This window comes from Bradyrhizobium sp. (assembly GCF_049519115.1).
Lineage (GTDB): Bacteria > Pseudomonadota > Alphaproteobacteria > Rhizobiales > Xanthobacteraceae > Bradyrhizobium.
Genome location: NZ_JBEKRB010000018.1, coordinates 1 through 23,712, shown reverse-complemented (window position 1 = coordinate 23,712; position 23,712 = coordinate 1). Strand labels below are relative to the sequence as shown.

The 23,712-nt window shown below is 60.7% G+C and carries 25 protein-coding genes; 11 read left to right on the top strand and 14 right to left on the bottom strand.

Features of this window, described 5'->3' with window-relative positions; translation table 11 throughout:
• Positions 1 to 75: 75 nt before the first annotated feature.
• The 6 genes from ABSE61_RS15860 to rpiA all read right to left on the bottom strand — a co-directional run bounded on the left by ABSE61_RS15860 (position 76) and on the right by rpiA (position 4,832).
• The gene (locus ABSE61_RS15860; protein ID WP_423872074.1) at positions 76 to 1,086 is read right to left on the bottom strand and encodes a YihY/virulence factor BrkB family protein; all 1,011 of its coding nucleotides are present in this window, start codon (positions 1,084 to 1,086) and stop codon (positions 76 to 78) included.
• Positions 1,083 to 1,610 (bottom strand): hypothetical protein, encoded by a 528-nt coding sequence (locus tag ABSE61_RS15855; RefSeq protein WP_423872073.1) that lies wholly within the window; start codon positions 1,608 to 1,610, stop codon positions 1,083 to 1,085. Before ABSE61_RS15855 ends, ABSE61_RS15860 begins: the two co-directional genes overlap by 4 nt.
• The gene (locus ABSE61_RS15850) at positions 1,607 to 1,864 is read right to left on the bottom strand and encodes a hypothetical protein (protein WP_423872072.1); all 258 of its coding nucleotides are present in this window, start codon (positions 1,862 to 1,864) and stop codon (positions 1,607 to 1,609) included. Before ABSE61_RS15850 ends, ABSE61_RS15855 begins: the two co-directional genes overlap by 4 nt.
• Before the next feature lie 76 nt (positions 1,865 to 1,940).
• Positions 1,941 to 3,326, bottom strand: coding sequence for a glutathione-disulfide reductase (gene gor, locus ABSE61_RS15845; protein ID WP_423872071.1), 1,386 nt, complete (start codon positions 3,324 to 3,326; stop codon positions 1,941 to 1,943).
• 254 nt (positions 3,327 to 3,580) lie between these two features.
• Entirely contained in the window at positions 3,581 to 4,114 is a 534-nt protein-coding gene (locus ABSE61_RS15840; protein WP_423872070.1) for a DUF2059 domain-containing protein, read from the bottom strand.
• A gap of 19 nt (positions 4,115 to 4,133) precedes the next feature.
• Positions 4,134 to 4,832, bottom strand: a complete 699-nt coding sequence (rpiA, locus tag ABSE61_RS15835) for a ribose-5-phosphate isomerase RpiA (RefSeq protein ID WP_423872069.1) — start codon at positions 4,830 to 4,832, stop codon at positions 4,134 to 4,136.
• A 161-nt stretch (positions 4,833 to 4,993) separates the two neighbouring features.
• Between rpiA and ABSE61_RS15830 the strand changes: the two genes are divergently transcribed.
• From ABSE61_RS15830 to ABSE61_RS15805, 6 genes are all read left to right on the top strand, one after another.
• A complete protein-coding gene (locus ABSE61_RS15830; RefSeq protein ID WP_423872068.1) occupies positions 4,994 to 5,665 on the top strand; it encodes an HAD-IA family hydrolase in 672 nt (223 codons plus the stop codon).
• 22 nt (positions 5,666 to 5,687) lie between these two features.
• Positions 5,688 to 6,407 carry a hypothetical protein gene (locus tag ABSE61_RS15825; RefSeq protein ID WP_423872067.1) on the top strand — a complete coding sequence of 240 codons (720 nt, stop codon included), beginning with the start codon at positions 5,688 to 5,690 and terminating at the stop codon, positions 6,405 to 6,407.
• Between the two features lie 11 nt (positions 6,408 to 6,418).
• The gene (locus tag ABSE61_RS15820) at positions 6,419 to 6,871 is read left to right on the top strand and encodes a hypothetical protein (RefSeq protein WP_423872066.1); all 453 of its coding nucleotides are present in this window, start codon (positions 6,419 to 6,421) and stop codon (positions 6,869 to 6,871) included.
• A 144-nt stretch (positions 6,872 to 7,015) separates the two neighbouring features.
• Complete coding sequence (gene moaA / locus ABSE61_RS15815; protein WP_423872065.1) at positions 7,016 to 8,047, top strand: GTP 3',8-cyclase MoaA; 1,032 nt, start codon at positions 7,016 to 7,018, stop codon at positions 8,045 to 8,047.
• A 275-nt stretch (positions 8,048 to 8,322) separates the two neighbouring features.
• Positions 8,323 to 8,862: a TRAP transporter small permease subunit gene (locus ABSE61_RS15810; protein WP_423872064.1), complete on the top strand. Its 540-nt coding sequence runs from the start codon at positions 8,323 to 8,325 to the stop codon at positions 8,860 to 8,862.
• Entirely contained in the window at positions 8,859 to 10,460 is a 1,602-nt protein-coding gene (locus ABSE61_RS15805; RefSeq protein ID WP_423872063.1) for a TRAP transporter large permease, read from the top strand. Before ABSE61_RS15810 ends, ABSE61_RS15805 begins: the two co-directional genes overlap by 4 nt.
• An 82-nt stretch (positions 10,461 to 10,542) precedes the next feature.
• On the opposite strand, the gene ABSE61_RS15800 is transcribed toward ABSE61_RS15805, so the two are convergent.
• The 4 genes from ABSE61_RS15800 to ABSE61_RS15785 all read right to left on the bottom strand — a co-directional run bounded on the left by ABSE61_RS15800 (position 10,543) and on the right by ABSE61_RS15785 (position 14,663).
• A complete protein-coding gene (locus ABSE61_RS15800; RefSeq protein WP_423872062.1) occupies positions 10,543 to 11,631 on the bottom strand; it encodes a TRAP transporter substrate-binding protein in 1,089 nt (362 codons plus the stop codon).
• Between the two features lie 163 nt (positions 11,632 to 11,794).
• Complete coding sequence (locus ABSE61_RS15795) at positions 11,795 to 12,883, bottom strand: TRAP transporter substrate-binding protein (protein WP_423872061.1); 1,089 nt, start codon at positions 12,881 to 12,883, stop codon at positions 11,795 to 11,797.
• 152 nt (positions 12,884 to 13,035) lie between these two features.
• Entirely contained in the window at positions 13,036 to 14,172 is a 1,137-nt protein-coding gene (locus tag ABSE61_RS15790) for an Mrp/NBP35 family ATP-binding protein (RefSeq protein ID WP_423872060.1), read from the bottom strand.
• 56 nt (positions 14,173 to 14,228) lie between these two features.
• Complete coding sequence (locus ABSE61_RS15785; RefSeq protein WP_423872059.1) at positions 14,229 to 14,663, bottom strand: VOC family protein; 435 nt, start codon at positions 14,661 to 14,663, stop codon at positions 14,229 to 14,231.
• Between the two features lie 209 nt (positions 14,664 to 14,872).
• Here ABSE61_RS15785 and ABSE61_RS15780 point away from each other — a divergent pair, with 209 nt between their 5' ends.
• From ABSE61_RS15780 to ABSE61_RS15765, 4 genes are all read left to right on the top strand, one after another.
• Positions 14,873 to 15,742: an NAD(P)-dependent oxidoreductase gene (locus ABSE61_RS15780; protein WP_423872058.1), complete on the top strand. Its 870-nt coding sequence runs from the start codon at positions 14,873 to 14,875 to the stop codon at positions 15,740 to 15,742.
• A 382-nt stretch (positions 15,743 to 16,124) separates the two neighbouring features.
• On the top strand, positions 16,125 to 17,717 hold the full coding sequence (locus ABSE61_RS15775) for a sensor histidine kinase (RefSeq protein WP_423872057.1): 1,593 nt from the start codon (positions 16,125 to 16,127) through the stop codon (positions 17,715 to 17,717).
• A 43-nt stretch (positions 17,718 to 17,760) separates the two neighbouring features.
• Positions 17,761 to 17,970, top strand: coding sequence for a DUF1289 domain-containing protein (locus ABSE61_RS15770; protein WP_423872056.1), 210 nt, complete (start codon positions 17,761 to 17,763; stop codon positions 17,968 to 17,970).
• 19 nt (positions 17,971 to 17,989) lie between these two features.
• Positions 17,990 to 18,496 carry a TIGR02281 family clan AA aspartic protease gene (locus tag ABSE61_RS15765; RefSeq protein ID WP_423872055.1) on the top strand — a complete coding sequence of 169 codons (507 nt, stop codon included), beginning with the start codon at positions 17,990 to 17,992 and terminating at the stop codon, positions 18,494 to 18,496.
• A 22-nt stretch (positions 18,497 to 18,518) separates the two neighbouring features.
• Here ABSE61_RS15765 and dusA read toward each other — a convergent pair whose 3' ends face one another.
• Positions 18,519 to 19,538 (bottom strand): tRNA dihydrouridine(20/20a) synthase DusA, encoded by a 1,020-nt coding sequence (dusA, locus tag ABSE61_RS15760; RefSeq protein ID WP_423872054.1) that lies wholly within the window; start codon positions 19,536 to 19,538, stop codon positions 18,519 to 18,521.
• 123 nt (positions 19,539 to 19,661) lie between these two features.
• Here dusA and ABSE61_RS15755 point away from each other — a divergent pair, with 123 nt between their 5' ends.
• Positions 19,662 to 20,756: a tyrosine-type recombinase/integrase gene (locus ABSE61_RS15755; protein WP_423872053.1), complete on the top strand. Its 1,095-nt coding sequence runs from the start codon at positions 19,662 to 19,664 to the stop codon at positions 20,754 to 20,756.
• A gap of 187 nt (positions 20,757 to 20,943) precedes the next feature.
• Here the strand turns inward: ABSE61_RS15755 and ABSE61_RS15750 are convergent, their stop codons facing one another.
• The 3 genes from ABSE61_RS15750 to ABSE61_RS15740 form a co-directional block, all read right to left on the bottom strand.
• Positions 20,944 to 21,129 (bottom strand): hypothetical protein, encoded by a 186-nt coding sequence (locus ABSE61_RS15750; protein ID WP_423872052.1) that lies wholly within the window; start codon positions 21,127 to 21,129, stop codon positions 20,944 to 20,946.
• A gap of 74 nt (positions 21,130 to 21,203) precedes the next feature.
• A complete protein-coding gene (locus ABSE61_RS15745) occupies positions 21,204 to 21,644 on the bottom strand; it encodes a hypothetical protein (RefSeq protein WP_423872051.1) in 441 nt (146 codons plus the stop codon).
• A 237-nt stretch (positions 21,645 to 21,881) separates the two neighbouring features.
• A partial coding sequence (locus ABSE61_RS15740) for a S8 family peptidase (RefSeq protein WP_423872050.1) occupies positions 21,882 to 23,712 on the bottom strand: 1,831 nt, incomplete at its 5' end.

Below are 23,712 nucleotides of genomic sequence, written 5' to 3'. Positions count from 1 at the left end.
TTACTGAAAACTATGCGCGCCCAACCTTGGGATCAGGCCCGCCAATTCTGCATACTTAAAACCACGAGTGTGGCCTCACGGCCGCGCCGCCGCCCGCACCGCCTGTCCCTCGATCTCCGAATTGAACTCGGCGCCCACCAAAACGATGATGGCTGAGAGCCACATCCACGTCATGAGACCAATGGCGGCGCCGAGCGAGCCGTAAGTCGCCGTGTAGTTGGCAAAGTCGGACAGATACCAGGACAACAGCACCGATCCGATCAGCCACAGCACGATGGCGAGAACGGCGCCCGTGACCAGCCAGCGCAACCCGGGCGTCGAGCGGCTTGGCCCAAATCCATAAAGCGCCAAAAGTGCTGCCAGCAACGCCAGGCCGAGCACCGGCCAGCGGCCGAGTTGAATGAGTTGCCGGGCGCTCTCGCCGAGGCCCAGATGCTCAAGAGCAAGCGGCACGCCGATGACGGCGCCGACCATGACCAGAATGGCCGCCAACCCTGCGACCGTGAAGAGAAGCGAAACCAGATTGAGGTGGATCAGCCCGCGCTTTTCCTCGACCTCATAGGCCACGTTCAGCGCGTCCAGAATGGCCTTCACACCCGCATTCGCGCTCCAAATGGCGAGGAGCAGCCCGAAGCCAAATGCCAGACTGAGCGAGGCGTTGGCCTTCGCCACCACGCGTCCAATTTCGTCCTGGATGATCGCAAAGGAGTCGCCCGGCAGCAACAAAGCGAGGCTGTGAAGGTTGTCGGAAATCGTCGACGGGTCGGCAAACAAGCCATAACTCGACACCAGCGCCGTAATCGCCGGAAAGATCGCGAGCAATCCGTAGAAGACGACGCCGGCCGCGTTGGCAAGAATGCGGTCCCGGTTGATCCTCGCATAGGTGCCGAGCAGAACTTCGTTCCAGCGCGAGGAGGCGATGGCAAAAGGATTTCCGGTGACGGGCAGCGAGGCAGGCAGCGGCGCGGCTGGATCGATGGAACGGACCGGCGTCTCTCTCCCGAAATGCCGTTGAACGGCCAGCGTCGCGAAAACCGCGCTCGCCACGAGCGCGAGGTCGCTTGCAAAAGGAGTACGCCTCGTCACCGCCGCGCCTTGCTTACCGGTCCCGACCCGAGATGGGTGGTGACGATCCAGCCCGCGGCCAGAACGGCCGCGGCGCCCAGCAGAACTTGCGTCATGGCGTCGGGCCTGGCGGCTTCGCGCGTGCGCAATGTCGCAACAGTGCGCGCAATCACGGGTCCGACCAGCATGTTCCTCGCGGCGCGGAATTGCCGATCGGGTCTCGGGAGCGGCGCGGCTTTCCGGCCCATCATGAGCCAGCCCGCGAGCAGCAGGATCGCGCCCAGCGCGAGCAAGCCGCCGCCAAGCGCTGCAAAAGCTGTATTGACGCCGTAGCGGAGCTCGATGAAGTGGAAGAGCGCGATGGCGGCGACAGTGATCGCGCCGAATACCGCCAAGATTCCGCCGACCAACAGCGCCGCGGCGATACCGTAGCCTGCGGCCAAACCTAAAGCCCACCCACGTAAATCCGCGGCGTAGGATCGCCAGAGAGCGGAGAGCCCGCGCGGCTTGCCTTTAGGCCATTTTTCGATGGCAGGAACGCTCATTCATCCTCCATCGTCAAAACAAACCCCGTCAGCGCCGCTCCAACTCCAAACATCAATACGACGGCGACCACGAACTCCGTCATGGTCGTCGCCGGATCGATGCTGAGGTTGATAAGAGGCAGAACGCCAAAGAAAGGCGTCCGCATGAGGATCAGCGCGAAGACCAGGCCGAGAGCGACGCCCATGGCAGCATGGCCGGCGACGGCAAGCGCGATGCCGGACATCAAATGGGTTGATCGTCTTTTGGCGCGCATCGGCTGCTCCTCGCGTGGCGAGAACGCCTGACATCGCCGCACAGTTCCTGAGGCTGAAGAATTCCTTCGAGCGGCCTTACTCGGCCGCGGCGCGGACGTGCCGCGCGCTCGGCGTGCGCATGGTCACGAGTTCTTCGGCTGCGGTCGGGTGCAGCGCCATGGTCGCATCGAAATCGGCCTTCGTGGCCTTCATTTTGACGGCGATGCCCAGCACCTGCGCCATTTCGGCGGCGCCATCACCCACGATATGACAGCCGACCACGCGGTCGCTGGTGCCGTCGACCACGAGCTTCATCAGCACGCGGGTGTCGCGGCCGGACATCGTCGCCTTCATCGGGCGGAAGGTCGTCTTGTAGATATCAACATGGCTGAACTGTTCGCAGGCCTGGTCTTCCGTTAGCCCAACGGTGCCGACCTCCGGCTGACAGAACACGGCGGTCGGAATATCGGCGTGATCGACCCTCACCTCGCGCTTGCCGAACACGGTGTCGGCAAAGGCGTGACCCTCGCGAATGGCCACCGGCGTTAGATTAATGCGATGGGTGACATCGCCGACGGCGTAGATATTCGGCACGGACGTCTTCGAAAACCCGTCGACCGCGATGCCGCCGTTGTTCGGATCGAGCGCGACGCCGGCCTTCTCGAGCCCGAGCCCCTCGATGTTCGGATGCCGTCCGATCGCAAACATCACCTGGTCCGACGCGATGCTCGAGCCGTTCGACAGATGCGTGGTGAAGTCGTGCGCATGCTTCTCAACCTTCGCCACCGTGCAGCCGGTAAGGACGGTGATGCTGGCCTTTTCCATTTCGCTGCGCACGTGGCTGCGCACATCCTCGTCGAAACCGCGCAGGATATTGTCGCCGCGATAGACGACGGTGACGTCAGAGCCGAAGCCGGCAAAGATGCCGGCGAATTCGAGCGCGATATAGCCGCCGCCCTGAATCAGGATGCGTCGCGGCAGCTTCGGCAGATGAAACGCCTCGTTGGAAGAAATCACGTGCTCGATGCCGGGAATGACGTCGCCATGGTTTGGCGCGCCGCCGGTCGCGATCAGCACATATTTGGCGCGCACCGCCTCGCCGGTCGCCAGCCGAACGGTGTGCGCATCTTCGAGCACGGCGCGGGTCTTCAGTACGCGCGCGCCGGATTTCTCGACATTGGTGGTGTAGGCCGCCTCAAGCCGCGCGATTTCCTTGTCCTTGTTGGCGATCAGCTTGGCCCAGTCGAAGGAAGGCTCCTGCACGGTCCAGCCGAAGCCTGCGGCATCCTCGAACTCCTGATGGAAATGCGAGGCATAGACCAGGAGCTTCTTCGGCACGCACCCGCGGATCACGCAGGTGCCGCCCATCCGATATTCTTCCGCAATCGTCACCCGCGCGCCGTGGCCTGCGGCGATGCGGGCGGCGCGAACGCCGCCCGACCCGCCTCCGATGACGAACAGATCGGTATCGAATTCGGCCATGGCGCACCCGTCGCTTCAGATTGGCGTGCAACAAGATGTAGGTGAACTATTGCTGCAACGAAAGTGGGGGACTCGTCATCGCCCGGGACATCGGTGCTTCTTCACCTCCCCCAAAAGGGGGAGGTCGGCGAGCTCAGAAGCGCTCTCGCGCTCTGAAGTGAGCCGGGAGGGGGTCACTTTTCAACGACACTTCGCACCGCCAAATCGTCTTCCACCCCAACCCTCCCCCTTCGGGGGGAGGGAGAAGAAAGTGCCTAACCCAGCGGCTTGCCGCGCTTCTTCATTTCGGCGCGGAATTCATTGACGATGGTCTCAGACAGCGCCTGCGCCCACTGATTCATGAAGAGCATGCTGGCCTGGATCGATTTCGGCTCCTGCTGCTGCAGCTTCTGACCGAGCGGCGACTTGTAGAACGCGGTCAGATCCTTCAGCTCCTGCTCGGTGAAATCGTTGGCGTAGATCTTGGCCATCTGCTCGCCGATTTCCTTGTCCTTGCCAGCTTCCGTCTGGGCCACCATGACCGCGACCTCGTTGAGGTCCTTCTGGTAGCTCAGGTTGTTCGCCAGGAATTGATCCTTGGCGCGCTGGACGATGTTGGGGATCGCATTCGCATACACCTGGTTGACACCCTTTACCGTCAGCAGGTCCCTCGCTGCCTGCATCGCCGATGGCGACACCGGCTTGAGCGGCGCCGCCGGCGGGGGCTGCTGCGCGCCGGCCGGCTGGGGCGAAAACGCCAGAGCCAGCGCGACACTGAAGCCGAGCAAAAATCCCGATAGACGCTTCATTTTGACATCTCCTTCGGCGTTATCGCCGTTCAACAACACGAATTCCCTGGGAGCCGGCCAGCATCGCGATGCTGGCAAGGCCGATGAATAGCCCATGCTCGACGACGCCCGGAATGGAGGCGAGCGATTGCGCCAGACGCGGCGCATCCGGGATGCGCCCGAGATGGGCATCCACGATCCAGTGGCCGCTATCGGTGACAAAAACGTGACCGTCGCGGCCGTTTCTGACGACTAATTGGCCGGAAACGCCGCAATCGGCAAACGCTTTTTCGATTTGCCGCCGCGTTGCGCCGAGCCCGAACGAAATCACCTCGATCGGCAACGGAAAACGGCCAAGCGTCTCGACCCATTTGGTCTCGTCGGCAATCACGATCATGCGGTCGGACGCCGCCGCCACGATCTTTTCCCGCAACAAGGCGCCGCCGCCGCCCTTGATGACGTTGAGCGAGGGGTCGATCTCGTCGGCGCCATCGACCGTCAAATCGAGCCGGTCGACCTCGTCGAGCGTAGTCAGACGAATGCCGCAACGGATGGCGTCGTCACGCGTGGTCTCGGACGTCGGCACGCCGATCACGTCGAGACCGTCGCGCACCCGCGCGCCCAGCAGCTCGACGAAATGCCTGGCGGTCGAGCCGGTGCCGAGACCAAGCTTCATCCCGCTCTGCACGTAATCAAGCGCGCGCGCCGCTGCCTGGCGTTTCAGTTCATCCAAGTTCACGGGGTAGACAATCCTTACCCAGACGCCGCTGATGCGGCGCCTTGTGGTTGCGGACTATCTAGCGTCGTTTTGCCGGGAGGAACAGCGCTAGTGTGGCGAAACTGGAGCATTTCCGGCTGGAAATGCTTGCCTGTTTCGTGATGGGAAGATAGCGCTTTCGCATGACCTCCTCCCGCATTATCGTCTTCGATCTCGATGGCACCCTGGTCGACACCGCGCCCGACCTGATCAACGCGCTCAATTTCATCCTCGCGCGCGAAGGCCTGCCGCCGGTCCCGCTACACGCCGCCCGCAACATGATCGGCGCCGGCGCGCGAAAACTGCTCGAGCGCGGCCTGGAGCTGGACGGCCGCCATGTCAGCCTGGCCGAGCTCGATCGCCTGACCGACGACTTCATCGCCTATTATGCCGAGCATATCGCGGATGCTTCCCGCCCCTTCGACGGGCTCGAGGCCACGCTGGATGATCTGACAAGTCACGACTACCGTTTCGCGGTCTGCACCAACAAGCTGGAATGGCTGTCCAGGCGCCTGTTGGACCGGCTGAATTTGAGCCCGCGGTTTTCCGCCATCTGCGGCGCAGACACTTTTGGGGTTTCCAAGCCGGATCCCGCGATTTTGCGCCAGACCGTTGCCCGCGCCGGCGCGGAGCTAAAGTCCGCGATCATGGTGGGGGATGCCGGCCCCGATGTCGGCGTCGCCCGGCGGGCCGGTGTCCCCGTGATCTGCGTCTCGTTCGGCTACACCGAAGTTCCCGTAGCCGACCTCAAACCGGACGTAGTGATCGATCACATGCGCGAGCTTCGCGGGGCCATCGAAGGCCTCACGCGTTAGCCCCGCTTCCTCTCCCAAGGCATTGAAAGTATTTTTCTTTTTGTTTCTATGGGTGCGCGTTAACCAACAATTAACCACGCCGGTTGCGCCGCCGTGCTGGGGCTCTTATGGTCGCTCCGGGGCATGTGGCAGTTGGCCGCAGCGGTGGAGTGATCTTGGCGATGCGACCGGTTTTCTTGCGCTATCCGCGGGGAAGTTCGCGTCAGCCAACAGGATCACATTAATCGGATGGGATCACGGACCGACTTCACCCAATCGGACCGTGACCTGGAGTAACGGGTCGATCATGCGTCGTGCTTTCGCGATGGCCGTAGCCTCAATCAGCCTGGCCGGTTGCTCATCCTTTTCAAGCAGCTCCTGGAATTACTTCAAATCGGATCCGCCGACGATTCAGGTTCAGCTGGAATCGACCCCACCTGGCGCCGATGCGCGCGTTTCGATCGGCGGCGGCTGCAAGACGCCCTGCTCGGTCAGCGTGACGCCGCCGGACGGCAGCACCAGCTTCCTGGTGAATTATTCGATGCCTGGCAAACAGCCGGCGGGCGTGCCGGTTCAGATTGTGAAGGTACCCGGAGGCGTGTTCTCGTCAGATACGGTCAAGCTGTCACCGAACCCGGTGGTCGCCGATTTGCAGCCGATCGGCCCGCCCCCGAAGCCGGCCAAGCCCATGCGCCCCAAACGGAAGAAACCCGCTGCCGATCCGGCGGACGCGGCCGACCCGTCCGCCGCGCCGCAGCGCTGATTACCGTGGGCATGATCTTTTCGGAACGACCGTTCCCGTTTTTCCCGATCATGCTGGTCGCGATGGCAGGTGCGGGACTTTGTCTCGCCGGCTGCTCGTCGCGGCCGGCGAGCCCGCCCCTCTTTGAAATCCAGCTTGAATCGACCCCGCCGGGCGCCGAAGCGCGTACCTCCTTCGGGCCGAGCTGCAAGACCCCCTGCTCGGTCAACGCGCCCTTGCCCGACGGCAATTTCGCGGTGACTTACGCCCTGGAAGGCTTCCTGCCGGTCACGGTTCCCGTGGCGGTCACCGGCAGCCCTGCCGGTTTCATGACGCCGGGGACATCGAGGATCGAGCCAAATCCGGTGGTCGCAGCGCTGCAGCCCATCGAACCGCCGAAGCCGGTCAAGCCGCAACGGCCCAAAAGGCCGAAGAACGCGACCGCGGCACCGGCCCCATCGCCCTCGACCGCGTCCACCCGCTGATTGCTTGCACTGCACAAGGCCTCCGGGAACGGAACATTGCCGGATTGTACGGGGTGTCCAACGTGCATAGATTGGGCTAACGCTTTTCTGCTCGTGGCCGTAAGCCCGACACCAAGCTTGTGGCTGTAAGCCCGAAGGCATTTGATGACTATAGGTTCGTCTTCATCCAAATCGCTATCGCACCCGATGACCGATCCGTTCGGCCGGACGATCAGCTATCTGCGCGTCTCGGTCACCGATCGCTGCGATCTGCGCTGCTTCTATTGCATGTCGGAAGACATGACCTTCCTGCCGAAGGCCGATCTCTTGACGCTGGAAGAACTCGACCGGCTGTGCTCGGCCTTCATCGCAAAGGGCGTGAAGAAACTTCGATTGACCGGCGGCGAACCGCTGGTCCGCCGCAACGTGATGTCGCTGGTGCGATCGCTCTCGCGCCATCTTGGCACCGGCGCGTTGTCCGAACTGACGCTTACGACCAACGGGTCGCAACTGGCGCGTTTCGCCGGAGAGCTTGCGGATTGCGGCGTTCGCCGCATCAACGTGTCGCTCGATACGCTCGATCCCGCCAAATTCCGCGCCATCACCCGCTGGGGCGATCTCGACAAGGTGTTGGCCGGCATCGAGGCGGCGCGCGCCGCGGGGCTTGCGGTGAAGATCAATGCGGTCGCGCTCAAGGGAATGAACGAGGATGAAATCCCCTCGCTGATCGAGTGGGCGCACGGCAAGCGCATGGGACTGACGCTGATCGAGGTGATGCCGATGGGCGACATCGGTGCAGGCCGGATCGATCAGTACGTGCCGCTGTCGCTGATGCGCGCCCGGCTTTCCAAGCGATTTACGATGACCGATCTTGACGAGACATCAGGCGGACCGGCGCGCTACGTTGGCGTCGCCGAGACCGGCGGCAAGCTCGGCTTCATCACGCCGATGACGCATAATTTCTGCGAGGCCTGCAACCGCGTGCGGATCACCTGCACCGGAACATTGCATACGTGCCTCGGACATGACGACGCCGCCGATCTGCGCAAGCCGCTGCGCGCCTCCCCTGACGACGCGCAACTCGCAGCCGCGATCGACCGCGCCATCGGGACAAAGCCGAAGGGCCACGATTTCATTATCGATCGCCGGCACAACCGGCCGAGCGTTGCCCGGCATATGAGCGTGACGGGCGGCTGAAGCCGCCAGCACGGGTTGCTCCGCAACCGCTTGATCTGTCGTCAATTTGCCCATTTTCCAATTGACGGCGCCTGAACGCGCTGAAATGGTGCGGCCGGTTTTCATGCCTTTCGCGCTTTTAAAAGCCGCTGCGCAGTCAAGACGGCCAGAGCGTCTTCGGGGGGAGTATCATCGTTGCGATCGCTGCCGGAATCGAGCCGTAAGGCCAAATTCGGAATCCACCTGAGCTCCGCAAAAGCGCCAGGCGAGATTTGATGTCCGCCGGGGAAAGCACGATGCGTCCGTTGCTGGCGCTGAGCACGGCGATCGACGTCATCAACGAGAAAATCGGATACGTCTGCAATTTCCTGGTGCTCGCGGCCTGCGTCGTCAGTGCGGTCAACGCCATGGTCCGCTACGCCTTCGGCTACTCGTCGAACGGCTGGCTGGAATTGCAATGGTACATGTTTGCGATCCTGGTGATGTTCGGCGCGTCCTACACCTTCAAACGCAACGAGCATGTCCGTGTCGAAATCTTCTATCTGTTTCTCTCCGAGCGCGGCCAGCTCTGGCTCGACCTGATCGGCACGCTGTTCTTCCTGATCCCGTCCTGCCTGCTTCTGGCCTATCTGTCCTGGCCGTTCTTCATGCAGGCCTATGCCGTCGGCGAAGTGTCGGGTAACGCCGGCGGACTCATTCGCTGGCCGATCAAATTCGTGATCCCGTCCGGCTTCGTGATGCTTGCGCTGCAAGGCGTCTCGGAGGTCATCAAGCGCATCGCCGCGCTGCGCGGCGAAGTGACGATTGACGCGAAATACGAGAGGCCGACACAATGATCACGCTGCAAACCATGCCGCCGCTGATGTTCGGCGGGCTGGTCGTGGCCATGCTGATCGGCTTTCCGGTCGCCTTCACGCTTGCCGCGGTCGGGCTGTCGTTCGGCTTTCTCGCCATCCATCTCGGCTTTTTTGACCTCAACTTCCTTCAGGCCATTCCCGGCCGCGTGTTCGGCAACGTGCTTTCCAACGAGCTGTTGCTCGCCATTCCCTTCTTCACCTTCATGGGCGCGATCCTGGAGCGATGCGGGCTTGCCGAAGACATGCTGGATTCGATGGGGCAACTGTTCGGACCGATCCGCGGCGGCCTCGGCTACTCCGTCATCATCGTCGGCTTCATTCTCGGTGCGATCACCGGCACGGTGGCGGCGCAGGTCATCGCCATGGCGCTGATCTCGATGCCGATAATGATCCGCTACGGCTACAACATTCGCTATATCACTGGCGTGCTGGCGGCGTCGGGAACCATCACCCAGCTCGTGCCGCCGTCACTGGTCCTGATCGTGCTCGCCGACCAGCTCGGCAAATCGGTCGGCGACATGTATCTCGGCGCATGGGGCCCCTCGGTATTCCAGATCCTGCTGTTCGCCGGCTATACTTTCGTGCTTGGCATCTTCAAGCCCGACTACCTGCCGCCGGTGCCGAAGGACGCGCGCACGCTGACCGGCTGGGCGCTGTGGAAGAAATGCCTCATGGGTATCATTCCCTCCGCGGTGCTGATTTTTGTCGTGCTCGGCACCATGATGATGGGTCTTGCGACGCCGACCGAAGCCGGCGCCATGGGCGCGGTCGGCGCCATCGTGCTGGCGGCGATCCACAGCAAGGATTTTTCGACCACCGGGCGCAAGGTTCTCATCATCGGCGTGATTGCCGGCGGCATCGGCACGATCATCGGGATGTTTGCCACCGAGGGGCTGATCTTCAAGCTCGCCTTCGCCGTGACTTATCTTGCAGTGGTGTGGATCTGCCTCGAGGCGGTCCGCATTCCCGAGCTGCGCGACCTGATCAAGCAGGGTTATGAGACCACCATGCGCATCACCTGCATGGTGGTGTTCATCCTGATCGGCTCGACCTGCTTCTCGGTGGTCTTCCTCGGCGTCTCCGGCGGTGTCTGGCTGGAGCACCTGCTGACCTCGCTGCCCGGCGGCGTCTGGGGCTTTTTGATCTTCATCAACCTGTTCATCTTCTTCGTCGCCTTCTTCCTCGATTTCTTTGAAATCGCCTTCATCATCCTGCCGATGATTGCACCGATCGCGCAGAAGATCCTGGGGCCGGTGGTTGGGGATGGGCCGGCCCTGATCTGGTTCGGCGTCATGCTGTGCGTGAACATGCAGACCTCATTCATGCATCCGCCGTTCGGCTTCGCGCTGTTCTATCTGCGCGGCGTGGCGCCCAAGGAGGTCAAGAGCTCCGACATCTATTGGGGGGCGCTACCCTGGGTCGGCTTGCAGGCGATCATGGTCGCGCTTGTGATCGCGTTCCCGATCACGGTGACGGCGCTGCTCGACAAGCCAGCCAACGTCGACCTGAACCAGATCAAGATCGACGTTCCGCAGATGGATTTGCCACCACTCGACTTCGGTCCTCCGGCGAAGTAATGGCGAACAACGCCTAGACGAATCGAAAAAACCCCGAAGCCTGTGCTTCGGGGTTTTGTCTTCGATTCCGGTTCAGGCGAGATTAGCTCTGGGCATGCCTCGCCATGAAATTATCGAAGCCGACTTCGGCGACCTGGAACCACTGATAACCGGTGCTGGTATAGGCCGTGACCGAGTCATAGATTTTCTTGAAGTTCGCATTGGTCGAGGCGACCTCGGCGTTGAGCTCCTTGGTCGCCTTGTAACTAGCTTCCATGATGGCGGGCGAAAACCCGTGCAGCTTGGTGCCGCCGGCCAATAGCTTCTTCAAAGCGAGCGGATTGACGGTATCGTATTTGGCCATCATCCAGTTGTTGGCGTAGTGGCCGGCCTGTTCGAGGATGTTCTGGTAGTACTTCGGCAACGCATTCCATTTGTCGAGATTGATCATCGCCAGCAGCATCGGGCCGCCTTCCCACCAGCCAGGATAATAATAGTGCGGCGCGACCTTGTAGAGGCCGAGCTTCTCGTCGTCATAGGGACCGACCCACTCGGCGGCGTCGATGGTGCCTTTTTCAAGCGCGGGATAGATGTCGCCGCCGGCGAGCTGCTGCGGCACGCAGCCGAGCTTCTGCATTACACGGCCGGCATAACCGCCGATGCGGAATTTCAATCCCTGCAAATCGTCGACGGTATTGATCTCCTTGCGGAACCAGCCACCCATCTGACAGGTGGTGTTGCCGGCGAGCAGCGAGGTGACGTTATAGTTCTTGTAGAACTCGTTCAGCAGCTCCTTGCCGCCGCCCATCATGTACCAGGCTTGGCTGAGCCGCGCGTTGGGACCGAACGGGATGCAGGAGCCGAAGGTGAAGGTTGGATCCTTGCCGAAATAATAATACGACGCGGTGTGCCCCATCTCGACGGTGCCGTTCTGCACGGCATCGAGTACCTGCAAGCCCGGCACGATTTCGCCCGCCGCGAATGTTTGAATCTGAAACTTGTTGTCGGTGGCCTCACCGACGACCTTGGCCATCACCTCGGCAGCGCCATGCAGCGTGTCGAGCGATTTCGGCCAGCTCGTCGTCATGCGCCATTTGAGTTCAGGCATCGATTGCGCGATCGCCGGAGCTGCGATGCTCGCCGCCCCCGCGACGCCTATTCCAGTGACTTTAATAAAGTCGCGACGCTTCATCGAATATCCTTCCCTGATGATATGTGTCAGCCTTCGTTTCGAGGCTTTAACCGGCGAAGCATGAAACATCCCGTCCTGGATTTCCACGCCGATCTCATGTCGCAATGCAAAAAGCCCGGCGCCATTCAGCGCCGGGCTCCCTTGGGACAGTCGAAAGTGACGATTAGCCGCGGGTGCGCGAGCGGATCATGAAGCTGTCGAACGTATATTCGGCCACCTGCCACCACAGATATTGATCGGAGCGATAGGCTTGCATCGCGTCGATCGACTTCTTGAAGTCGGGGTTCTTGGCGGAAATTTCCGCCCACAATTCGTTCGTCGCCTTCAGGCAGGCTTCCAGCACTTCGTTGGTGAAGGGCCGAAGCTGCGTGCCACCGGCCACCAGCCGCTTCAGCGCTGACGGGTTCTGCATGTCATAACGCGCAGCCATCCAGGTGTTGGCGTTGGCCGCCGCATTGGTGATGATAGCCTGATAATTCTTCGGCAGCGAATTCCACTTCTCGAGATTGCAGAAGGCATGCACGGTTGGGCCGCCTTCCCAGAAGCCCGGGTAGTAGTAGTACTTCGCGACCTTCTGGAAACCGAGCTTCTCGTCGTCATAGGGACCGACCCACTCGGCCGCGTCGATGGTGCCTTTTTCCAGCGCAGGATAGATATCGCCACCTGCCAATTGCTGCGGCACCACGCCGACCTTCTGCAGCACCTGACCGGCGATGCCGCCGATGCGGAATTTCAGTCCGGAAAGATCGGCAACGGTCTTGATCTCCTTGCGAAACCAGCCACCCATCTGCGTGCCGGTGTTGCCGCAGGGAAATCCGATCAGGTTAAATTTCTTGAAGAACTCGTTGCCGAGCTCCTGACCACCGCCCTGATACCACCAGGAATTCTGCTGACGGGCATTCAGGCCAAACGGCACGGAAGCATAGATCGCGAAGGTCGGATCCTTGCCGACGTAATAATAAGAGACGGTGTGGCTCATCTCGACGGTGGCGTTCGAGGTCGCGTCGAGCGCCTGCAGGCCCGGAACGATTTCGCCGGCCGAAAAAATCTGGATCTGAAATTTATTGTCGGTCATCTCGGCGACGTATTTGGCAAACTCCGTGGAGGCGCCAAAAAGCGTGTCGAGCGATTTCGGAAAACTTGACGTCATACGCCATTTGATTTCGGGCGAGGACTGCGCAATCGCCGGTGAGGCCACCGCGCTCGCCGCCGCTCCCACGGCCGAAACCTTCAAAAAATCACGACGCTTCATCTAGGACATCTCCTTGGTAGGCATTTCCCGAAATTCATCGGAGCTCTTCGTTTGGCTCTAACGCGGCTTTAACATGGCGGTCGAGCCAAAACCACAATCACATCAAAGGACTGATTAAACCAAAGTCTGATATTGCGCTTTCGCCCGGGGGTTCAGGCTGCCGCAATAGCGCCCTTCAGCTGATCGCGGACCTTGGCCCCGATCGCCCGGTAGATCGCCGCATGCGGCCCATCCGGCTCGCTCTCGACGACCGGGGTCCCGGCATCCGAGGTGGTGCGGATCGACATATGCAGCGGTATTTCGCCGAGGAACGGCACGGCCAGTCGTTCGGCTTCGTGGCGCGCGCCGCCATGGCCGAAGATATCGGATTGGGTGCCGCAATGCGGGCACTGGAAATAGCTCATATTCTCGATGATGCCGAGCACGGGCACGTTGACCTTCTTGAACATCGCCAGTCCGCGCCGCGCATCGATCAGCGACAAATCCTGCGGCGTCGAAATGATGATCGCTCCCTTGAGCGGCACATTCTGCGCCAGCGTGAGTTGCGCATCGCCGGTGCCGGGCGGCATATCGACCACCAGGACATCGAGCGTGCCCCAGGCGACGTCTCGTAACATCTGGGTGATGGCCGACATCACCATCGGTCCGCGCCAAATCATGGCGGTCTCTTCTTCCACCAGAAAGCCGATCGACATGATCGAAAGACCGAAGCGCGAAAGCGGGATCATCTTCCGCTCGTCGTTCAGCTGCGGTTTTTCGTGGATGCCGGTTAAGCGTGGCACCGACGGGCCATAAATGTCGGCATCGAGCAGGCCGACCCGCAAGCCCAGGTCCCGCAAGCCGAGCGCCAAGTTGATCGCGGTGGTGGACTTTCCGACGCCGCCCTTTCCGGATGCAACCGCGATGATCGCGGCAACGCCGGGAATTTCGGCCTGCTTCGACATCGGCGAAGGCGCACCTTGTGGCGGCCGGTGCGCGGCGACGTTTTGCACACCGTGCGCATGCCGGTGCGGCGGCGGCGCGGCGGCAGCGGCCGGACCCGCCTTGCGTTCGGCGGTCAGCGCAACCATGGCAACTTCAACACCGGGAATGGCGCGCACCGCCGCTTCCGCAGCGGCCCGCACACTTTCCCAGGCGCGGGCTTCGGCGGCCTCGACATTGATCGAAAAGAACACCTTGCCGTCACCGGCGGTGATCGCCGACAGCACGTTGGCATTGGTCAAGGCCACGCCACGCGGCGTGGCCACCTTGGCGAGAGCATCCTGAACCTGTTGTTGCGTCACGCCCACGGGGCATCTCCTGCGAATTCCAAGATGCCTCTGTTAGAGCGATCCGGCCTTAAAAGCTATCGCCTGCCAGGATCGTCTGCCCGTTCGAGGGGGCGCTCGCCCTGCTCCTTGGCGGCCTCATAATTCAGCTCGATCATCACCCCGTTGGGGTCGTTGACGAAGATCTGCCAGAGGTCGCCGCCCGGAACCTGCCGTGCGTCGAAAGGCGTGTTCTTCGACGCAAGCCGTGTTTTCATGGCGTCAAAGCCGCGGCTGACGAACGCCACGTGATGGACCACGCCGGAATCGGGTTTCTGCGCCTCGTCGCTCGGTGAAATATCGACCAGGTGCACCACCGCCTTGCCCTCGCTGTACATCCAGGCGCCCGGAAAGGCGAAATTCGGCCGGTCGCCTTTTTCGAGGCCCAAAACGTCTTCGTAGAACCGAACGGTATCGGCGAGCTTTCGGGTCCGGATGTTGAAATGGTCAAGCACGCCAACAGTCATTCCCATATGATCTCACTCCCTTTTTGTTTTGAAACTCGACTAACGGCCCATGCTATCATAAAACCACGCCCGCCCGCCAAATGGCGCGTTGCCGACCCCTTTGGCACGCACCCAGGCCGCGGATCTTAAGGCGGAGCCTGTTTCGCAGTCTACCGTCCCCCTTCACGATTATGCCCGGCTGACCAATGCGCCGGCAGAACCCCAGGATTGCACCAATGGCTAAAGTCGCTTTTCTCGGTCTCGGCGTCATGGGTTTCCCCATGGCAGGACATCTCGTCGCCAAAGGCGGTCATGAGGTGACGGTGTACAACCGGACCCCGGCCAAGGCCAAACAATGGGCCGAGAAATTCAAGGGCAAGACCGCAGCGACGCCAAAGGCCGCCGCCGAGGGTCAGGATTTTGTGATGGCCTGCGTCGGCAACGACCATGACCTCCGCGCCATCACGATCGGCGCCGACGGCGCTTTTGCAGGCATGAAGAAGGGCGCAACCTTCGTCGACCACACCACGGCTTCGGCCGAGGTCGCCCGCGAGCTCGATGCGGCCGCCACCAAGGCCGGCTTCAAATTCGTCGATGCGCCGGTGTCGGGCGGACAAGCGGGTGCGGAAAACGGCGTGCTGACGGTGATGTGCGGTGGAACTGAAGACGCCTATGCCGGCGCCGAGCCGGTGATTGCCGCCTATGCGCGCATGTGCAAGCGGCTCGGACCCGCAGGAAGCGGTCAGCTGACTAAGATGGTCAACCAGATCTGCATCGCCGGCCTCGTCCAGGGCCTCTCGGAGGGCATTCATTTTGCCAAGAAGTCCGGGCTTGATGTCGCTGCCGTGATCGACACCATTTCCAAGGGCGCGGCGCAATCCTGGCAGATGGAAAACCGCTACAAGACCATGAATGACGGCAAATACGACTTCGGCTTTGCGGTGGAATGGATGCGCAAGGATCTGTCGATCTGCCTCGCCGAAGCCCGCCGCAATGGCGCCAACCTGCCGGCCACCGCGCTGGTCGATCAGTTCTATTCCGAAGTCGAAAAGATGGGCGGCAAGCGCTGGGATACGTCGAGCCTGCTGGCGCGGCTGGAACGGTAACTCTCGATCGAATGTCATTGCCTATGACAAACGCGAAGCGTTTGCGCAAGGGAGCGACAGCTCCGAAGCAATCCGGTCTCTCCCTTCGTCATGGCCGGGCTTGACCCGGCCATCCACATCTTTGTCTCCCGACAAAGAAAGCAAGACGTTGATCACCGGGACCTAGGCGAGCGGAAGCGACGCCGTTCTTCGAACGGCTATGCCCGGCGATGACGGCTCACTGGATCGCCCCTCGCAATGACGGCGTACCCATCGCGAAAAGCTAATTTAATTTCTCATTAACGAGAATTCTTAGCTTCTTAAGGCACCTCTTAAGAATTTGGCGGCACAGATAGATGATGCAAAAGCTCGCCCCGTCGGCGGGCAGGATTTGTGTTGTTTGATGAGTGATTCCGCTGAAAAGCCAGAAGTCGTGCAGCTTCCGGCTGACTCGCCTGCCGGAGCGCCTGTCGCTAGCCGGCGCGCCGCGGCACAGCGGGTGCGTGAGGCACGCGACCGGTTAACGTCGACCAGCGGAACCCGGCCCGCCTTCGACAGCGAGTTACTCCGCCAATACGCACAAACGCGGCTGTCGGCTTCCTATGTCGTCATGCTGCTGGTGGTGACGACCGGCGTTTTGTTCGGCTTCTGGATGCCGCCGGTATCGGCCGCGGCATGGACCTGCGGCCTGCTTTGCATCCACACCGCGATCATCCGCAGTTGCGGCCAATTCATCGCTACCCAACCTTCGCTGACCGCGACGCGCCAATGGCGGACGCGCTTCATCGTCCTCGATTTGTTGTATGGCCTCGGCTGGACCGCAGTGTTGATCCACCCCTCAGGCTTCGACGCGGTCTCCAATACGCTGGTCATGTTCCTGATGCTGCTGGTGGTTGCGGTGTCGAGCATGCTGGCGGCAAGCCTGCCGATCGCAGCATTAGCAGCCACCGCACCGGTAACGGCGGCGATTGCGGTCAACTTCGTGCTCAGCGGCACCTTCGACAATTACGTGCTGGCGCTGCTCGCCGTCGCCGCCGAAGGATATTTCGCGCTGCTGGCCCACCGTCTGCATTCGGCAACGCTGGCGACCCTGGAAGCGCGCGCCGAAAAGGACGCGCTGATCGGCGAACTCGAACAGGCCAAGGCGATCTCGGACGAAGCGCGGCATCGTGCCGAGGCCGCCAACGTCGCGAAATCGCGCTTCCTTGCGCAAATGAGCCACGAGTTGCGGACGCCGCTGAACGCGATCCTCGGATTTTCCGAGGTCATGAAGAGCGAAATCTTCGGGACGCATACCGTTCCCGTCTATCAGGAGTATTCCTCCGACATCCACAATTCCGGCGTTCACCTGCTCAACCTCATCAACGAAATTCTCGACCTGTCGCGGATCGAAGCCGGCCGTTACGAACTCAACGAAGAAGCGGTTTCGCTGGTGCATGTCGTCGCCGACTGCCATCATCTGCTCAAGCTGCGCGCCTCGAACCGCGGCATCACCATCCACGAAGTGTTCGAGCAGAACATGCCGCGCATCTGGGGCGATGAGCGCGCGGTACGGCAAATCGTCCTCAACCTGCTGTCGAATTCGATCAAGTTCACGCCGCAGGGCGGCGAGGTCTGGCTGAAGGTCGGCTGGACCGCTTCCGGCGGTCAGTATCTCAGCGTCAAGGACACCGGATCCGGCATTGCCGAGAGCGAAATCCCGATCGTGCTGGCATCCTTCGGTCAAGGCTCCAACTCGATCAAGTCGGCCGAACAGGGCGCAGGCCTTGGGTTGCCGATCGCCAAGAGCCTGATCGACATGCATGGCGGCACCTTCACGCTGAAATCGAAATTGCGTATCGGCACCGAAGTGGTCGTCACCTTCCCGCCCGAGCGGGTGATGTCGGCGCTCGGCCCGCTGACGGAGGAAGCGCCACCCTTGCAACCGGAAACCACGAATACCGAGGCGGCACGCATCGGACGCAAGCCAATCCTGAGCGCCGGAACCGGGTTGTGAGCGTGTGCTTGGCAAACAACCCTTTTCGTTTCACACTCGAAAGATGAGCATAGAGACGCCGTGTATTGCAGTCTGCATGATGGACCCCAGAACCAACCTTTGCTTCGGCTGCGGGCGCACGCTCGGCGAGATCGCGCGCTGGCATCGCATGGAGAGTGCGGAACGGCTGAGCGTGATGGCGGAATTGCCGGCGCGAATGGAGCAGGCCGGTTTGCCGCGGATCGAGCCGGCCAGCCGTTCGAAGACGGGCTGAGAAAGCTGCGAGGTTTGCTGTGAGCCGCATCCTGCTCGTTCTTGCCGTATTGCTGGCGACCGCCGGCGCCGTCGTTGCCTACGGCGATCCGACCCAGATCGCGCGCGCCAAAAGCACGGTCTCGGATTTGCTGCGCCCGCGCGTGGCGACCCGCGCGGTGCAGGTCTCTCGCGGGCAATCCGGCGAATTCGCACTGCAAGCCAGGATCAACGGCGTGACTACCCCGATGGTGATCGACACCGGCGCCACCTCCGTCGTGCTCACCTATGAGACGGCGAAGGCGGTCGGCCTTCCGCTCGAATTGCTCGAATACGACGTCGACCTCGAGACCGCGAGCGGTCACACCAAGGCGGCGCGGCTGACGCTCGACCGGCTCGCCATCGGCAAGCTTGTCGAACGCTCGGTGCCGGCGCTGGTGGTGCCGCACGGGCAGATGAAAACCAACCTGTTGGGGATGAGTTTCCTCGATCGGCTCGAAAGCTGGGAAGTGAAACCCGACAGCCTGAAGCTGCGCGGCTACCCTTGAGCTGCATCATCCGGAAAAGTCTTTAGGCGGCGACCGCCACCGAAGCGCGGTCTTCAACCAATGCGACCGCGGCCCTCAGCACCTCAGGTCCAGCGCTCGCCTTCACCCCGTGTTCGGCGAGATGCCGGCGGAATGCCCGCGCGCCGGGCACGCCGTGAAACGCGCCGACGAAATGCCGCGTGATCGAATGCAGCCGCGTGCCAAGGCCAAGCTCGCGTTCAATATACGGCATCATGGCCTCAAGTGCGTCCTTCATCGTGGCAAACGGCGTCGCCTCGCCAAACAGTTCGGAATCCACATTGAGCAAACGCCACGGCTCCTGATAAGCGGCGCGGCCGAGCATGACGCCATCGACATGGGTGAGATGCGCCTTCGCCTCTGCAAGACCGCCGATGCCGCCATTGATGATGACGGGCACATCTGGCATCGACGCCTTCAACCGATAGACCCTGTCGTAGTCGAGCGGCGGGATGTCGCGGTTTTCCTTCGGCGACAAGCCATTGAGCCAGGCCTTGCGGGCATGAACGATCAGCGCATCGCTGCCCGCCGCGACCACAGCGTTTGCGAGTGCATCGAGGGCTGTTTCCGGATCCTGGTCGTCGATGCCGATCCGGCATTTGACGGTGACCGGAACGCTCACTGCTTTCTTCATCGCCGCGACGCAGGCGGCGACCAATGCGGGCTCGGCCATCAGGCAGGCGCCGAAACGGCCGTCCTTTACCCGGTCCGAGGGGCAACCGACATTGAGGTTGATCTCGTCGTAGCCGAAATCCTCGCCGATCTTTGCCGCCGCCGCGAGGTCGCGCGGATCGGAGCCGCCGAGTTGAAGCGCCACGGGATGTTCGCATCGATCGAAGCCAAGCAAGCGCTGCCGGTCACCATGAAGGATGGCGCCCGTGGTCAGCATCTCCGTATACAGGCGGCCACGCCGGGTCATCAGGCGGTGGAACATCCGGCAATGCCGGTCGGTCCAGTCCATCATCGGGGCGACGGAAAATGCTATCTCTTTGTTTTCCTTAGTTTTATGAAGAATATCAGTCACTTCCAAGGCTTTCCAAGCATTCTCATTTAAGCGGGTTTTGTTCGATTTAGGCCCATTTTTCGCTCCAAAGTACAGCAATGCTGTACCGAGAAGACCAATGCTGTACCACGGACGGGTTAGCAAATGGGAACAATCCTTCCACGCAAGCGCAAAGATGGTTCCACCGGCTACCATGCGCAAGTCACCATCAAGCGTGGCGGCAAAGTCGTGCATCGCGAAACAAAAACGTTCGACCGCAGACAGGCTGCTTCAGCATGGATGGAAAAGCGAGAGACTGAGCTTGCTAAACCAGGCGCGCTCGAGCGTCAGAACATACCGGACCCGAAGTTAGCCGACGTGATCGACCTATACATCGAGGAATCGATCAAAGAAATCGGCCGAACCAAAGCTCAGGTGCTCGCGACCATCAAAAGCCACGACATAGCAGATTTTAAGTGCAGCGAGATAACCAGCGAGCACTTGGTTTCCTTCGCCAAACAACTGCCGGTGCAACCGCAAACGGTTGGAAACTACTTCAGCCATCTCAGTTCAATTTTCACCATTGCACGGCCGGCCTGGGGCTATCCCTTAGATCCAAAGGCGATGGATGATGCATTGGTAGTAACTAGAAATCTGGGGCTTACTTCTAAAAGCAAGGAGCGTGATCGACGACCTACGTTGGCCGAACTCGACCTTCTCATGCATCATTTTGGCAAGGTCAAAACTCACCGGCCCCGATCCTCCCCGATGCAGCAGATCATCGTGTTTGCTATCTTTAGTACGCGGCGGCAGGAAGAGATCACGCGCATCGCATGGACAGATTTTGAAGCGGCCGCGCCCCCAACCCATCCGGATGCTCGCGTTCTCATTCGCGATATGAAACATCCGGGCGACAAGCAGGGGAATGACGTTTTTTGCGACCTGCCCCCTGAAGCGATTGCAGTTATCGAAAGCATGCCGCGTGTAGCGAAAGAAATATTCCCCTACTCAGTAGACGCAATTGGCGCTGCGTTCACCCGTGCGTGCAAATTGCTAGGCATTGATGATCTACACTTCCACGATCTTAGACACGATGGGATTTCGCGCTTATTCGAAATGGGCAAAACGATACCGCAAGCGGCAAGCGTTTCGGGTCACAGGAGCTGGAGTAGCCTGAAGCGATATAGTCACCTACGTCAGACTGGCGACAAATATGCTGATTGGAAGTGGCTCCAGCGCGTGACAAGCACGAAAGGCTGAAACTCAAGGCGAGTTTCAGCGCGCGAAACCCAACACAATCCCCACTCAATTGTTTTTAGCCTAGCTGGGCCCGCAGGCATTGAGCGCGTGCCCAGTGCCGAGCAGATAGAGATATTTTCGCTTCTCGGTCGGATGCTCCGCGAGCAACAGATAGTCCTTGAAGCCGCCCACAGTTGACGAGCGATGCTCACGCCGCGCTTGGATACTTGTCGATATTTGGAAATAGCGGCAGCGGCTCCATCTCCGTCGACATCCGGTCGCCGACGAAGTTCTCCTGCGTCCGGTCGCTAGCCCACACAAACCGGCGCGCGCGCCCGACGACAAAGCCGTTGACGCGCGCCACAAGATCGACCGGTTTTTGCGCGCGAACCATCGCAAAGGACGACTCGTCGTTGGCGGCGAGGAAGAGCTTGACCGGGCTGATCGGAATAAAAATGACGCCGTCCGTCAGGCTAAGCCGCGGCCAGCGTAGAAAAACGACGAAGAGTGTGCGCCAGTGCGGAATTCGACCTTCGCCGGTGGATCGACCTTGTAGCCGGGTCTGAACCAGACATCCAGCCAAGCCGGATAGCTAGTACCAACGTAGACGAGTATCTCGACGAACAGAAGCGTGATGGCCCCGACCACGACAACGCTCACAATTCTTCCAAAGTTGCTCCAAAAGCCCCTGGTCGCGCGAGTTATTCTGTCGAGTGCGAAGAGTGCGATGAAGAAGCCAAACATCACCACAAGCGTGATGATGAGCGAGCCGGTATTGCCCTTGAAAAGGCTGGCCGCCGTTGCCGCGACGGACAATAGGATGAGTGCCGCGTACCCCCAACCAGAGATCGTCTTGGGCGCATGGACCCAAGGGTTAGGCGGATTGGATAACGGTCCTAAGTTCGTCACGATAGCCCCATTCCGGCATTGAGCATTCCGCGCGTGGATCGTTGTCCCTCAACATCGTCCACTGAACGCCGGCAATTATCCCGCGAACGAACGGCGACAGCGGAACCCACAATAACGGACTTTCCATTATAAGTTTAGCAAATTTTGGCTCGCACCCGACACTTCATCCGGTGGCGCTTCTGGCTCAACAAGCTGGTCATTTTGGGGCTACGCCTAGTCCGCACGCCGTTGATTCGCTCAAACGCGAAGGCGAACGCGAAGTGGTAGGTGGATGTTGATCTGCGCCTCGTGCTCTAACTCAACGGCGACGGCAAAACGTTGATGCGTAATTTCCTCCCCGGCCCATCGGCGTTCCGCGAATACAGCGAGATAGTAGTCGCCGCCATAACGATCGACGTTGCGTTGCATCGTCATCATTGACCTTTGCAGCGTGCTTGTTCCGCGGAGGTCACGAGACGGATCGAGCGGACATTTTGCGGAATCTGGCAACTTCTCAAATGGCCCCTCTTCCTTTGTCCGATGTCTGAAATGTTCGAATATTATGTCAGGCTGCATTCCTCGGATCAGATGATAGTTGAGACGCAGGCCCAGGTATTCGAGGCGGGTATGTCGAACTGGGGGATCGAATGCTAGGCTCACGCGGATATACCGCTTGCCCTTCGTCTTCTGAAATTCACTGGGCAACGGAACACGATAGAGCGCAAACTGGTCGGTCGCGAGTTCTTGCCGATCGGCGATGAAGATCACGCGCCGCTCTTCCGAATCCAGGGCGCGAGCAACATCGGGAATGCCGTATCCCAAGCAAGCGCGCTGGCCGTCCGGGCCGAACCTTTGAAGAGATTCCAAAGCTTCGGCAGGCGAACTTGCTGAAACCGCAAGCAAAGCTCGAATCATATTGGCAGATGCCGTCGGCATTGCGCGCACGAGCAACGCGGCTTTGTAAGCTATACGTGGCGCGGCCATTGAAGTACCGGTCGAAGACGTCAGCAATCCCCCCAAATAGTCAGGGCGCAACGTCAACATCCCGGCGCTGGCGTATTGATCGCCCGACACGATTCTTTGCGTCATGCCATCAAAAAGCACGGTGCCGCCAAAATCGACCAGATCAGGCTTGATCGAGTCGTTGACGCCCGGACCCGAGCGCGTGACGGGTGTCGGCAAATTGAGCGACGCAATGGCTCGCAGCTCCGCTCCCCCCCATCCGTCTGTTGGCAATCCGTTGGCATGTGCCAAGCTTCCAACTGTCAGTGCGATGGCGGCGGTCGCGGGCTCTACGATCCGATTCTCTGGAGACACAAGGTAGTCCGGATAGGTCCGCGTGATCTGCTCCGCATCCTCTCCCCAGGGAGCACGCACGCCTGCGCTGGAGTTTCCAGCCGAGACAATGATGACGATATCGAGCTCTCGGGCCAGAGTATCGAGCGTCGCCGCCCATGGTGACACACGCCCGCCGTCGTAGGGAATGCGATGGGCATCGCCCAGCGCAACATTGACGATCCGACATCCACGCTCCTGAAGAACGCGGATGGCTTTCTCCATCTGGTCCGGTATTGTTGCCGCATCATCGAAACGACCTTCGTCGTTAACGACTTTGACTGATATGATCCGTACGGGGCTTTCGAAGATCTTCCTGTCGACGCACTCGCGGATATCACCAAAGGCGGCAATGCCGGCGACCTTGGTTCCGTGTCCCCAGATATCGGCCGTGCCCAGTGCATCAGGCACTCCCAGCGAGCTGGCAAGAGAGGGGGATAGAAGCGGATGATCCGTGCTACCGCTGTCGACAATGCCGATTAAAGGGGCCTCCGCGGGAGGTGACGGCGCCACAACGCCCTCGATCGTGACGACAGGCGGATCACGTTCGCCGAGATCGGGTATCGGCGGGACGTCAATCTGGGAAATTACTGGCAATTCGAGCAGATCGCGTAGCACAGATCCGCGCATCCGGGCGCGGAGCACAATCAGGCCGACAGTGCCTACGTAGCGAGACAGGATCTCGCCTCCAGCAGCCTCGACATACTCGACGATCTTTTGCACGCGGACTTGGCGATCAAGTTGCGTGGGCGCA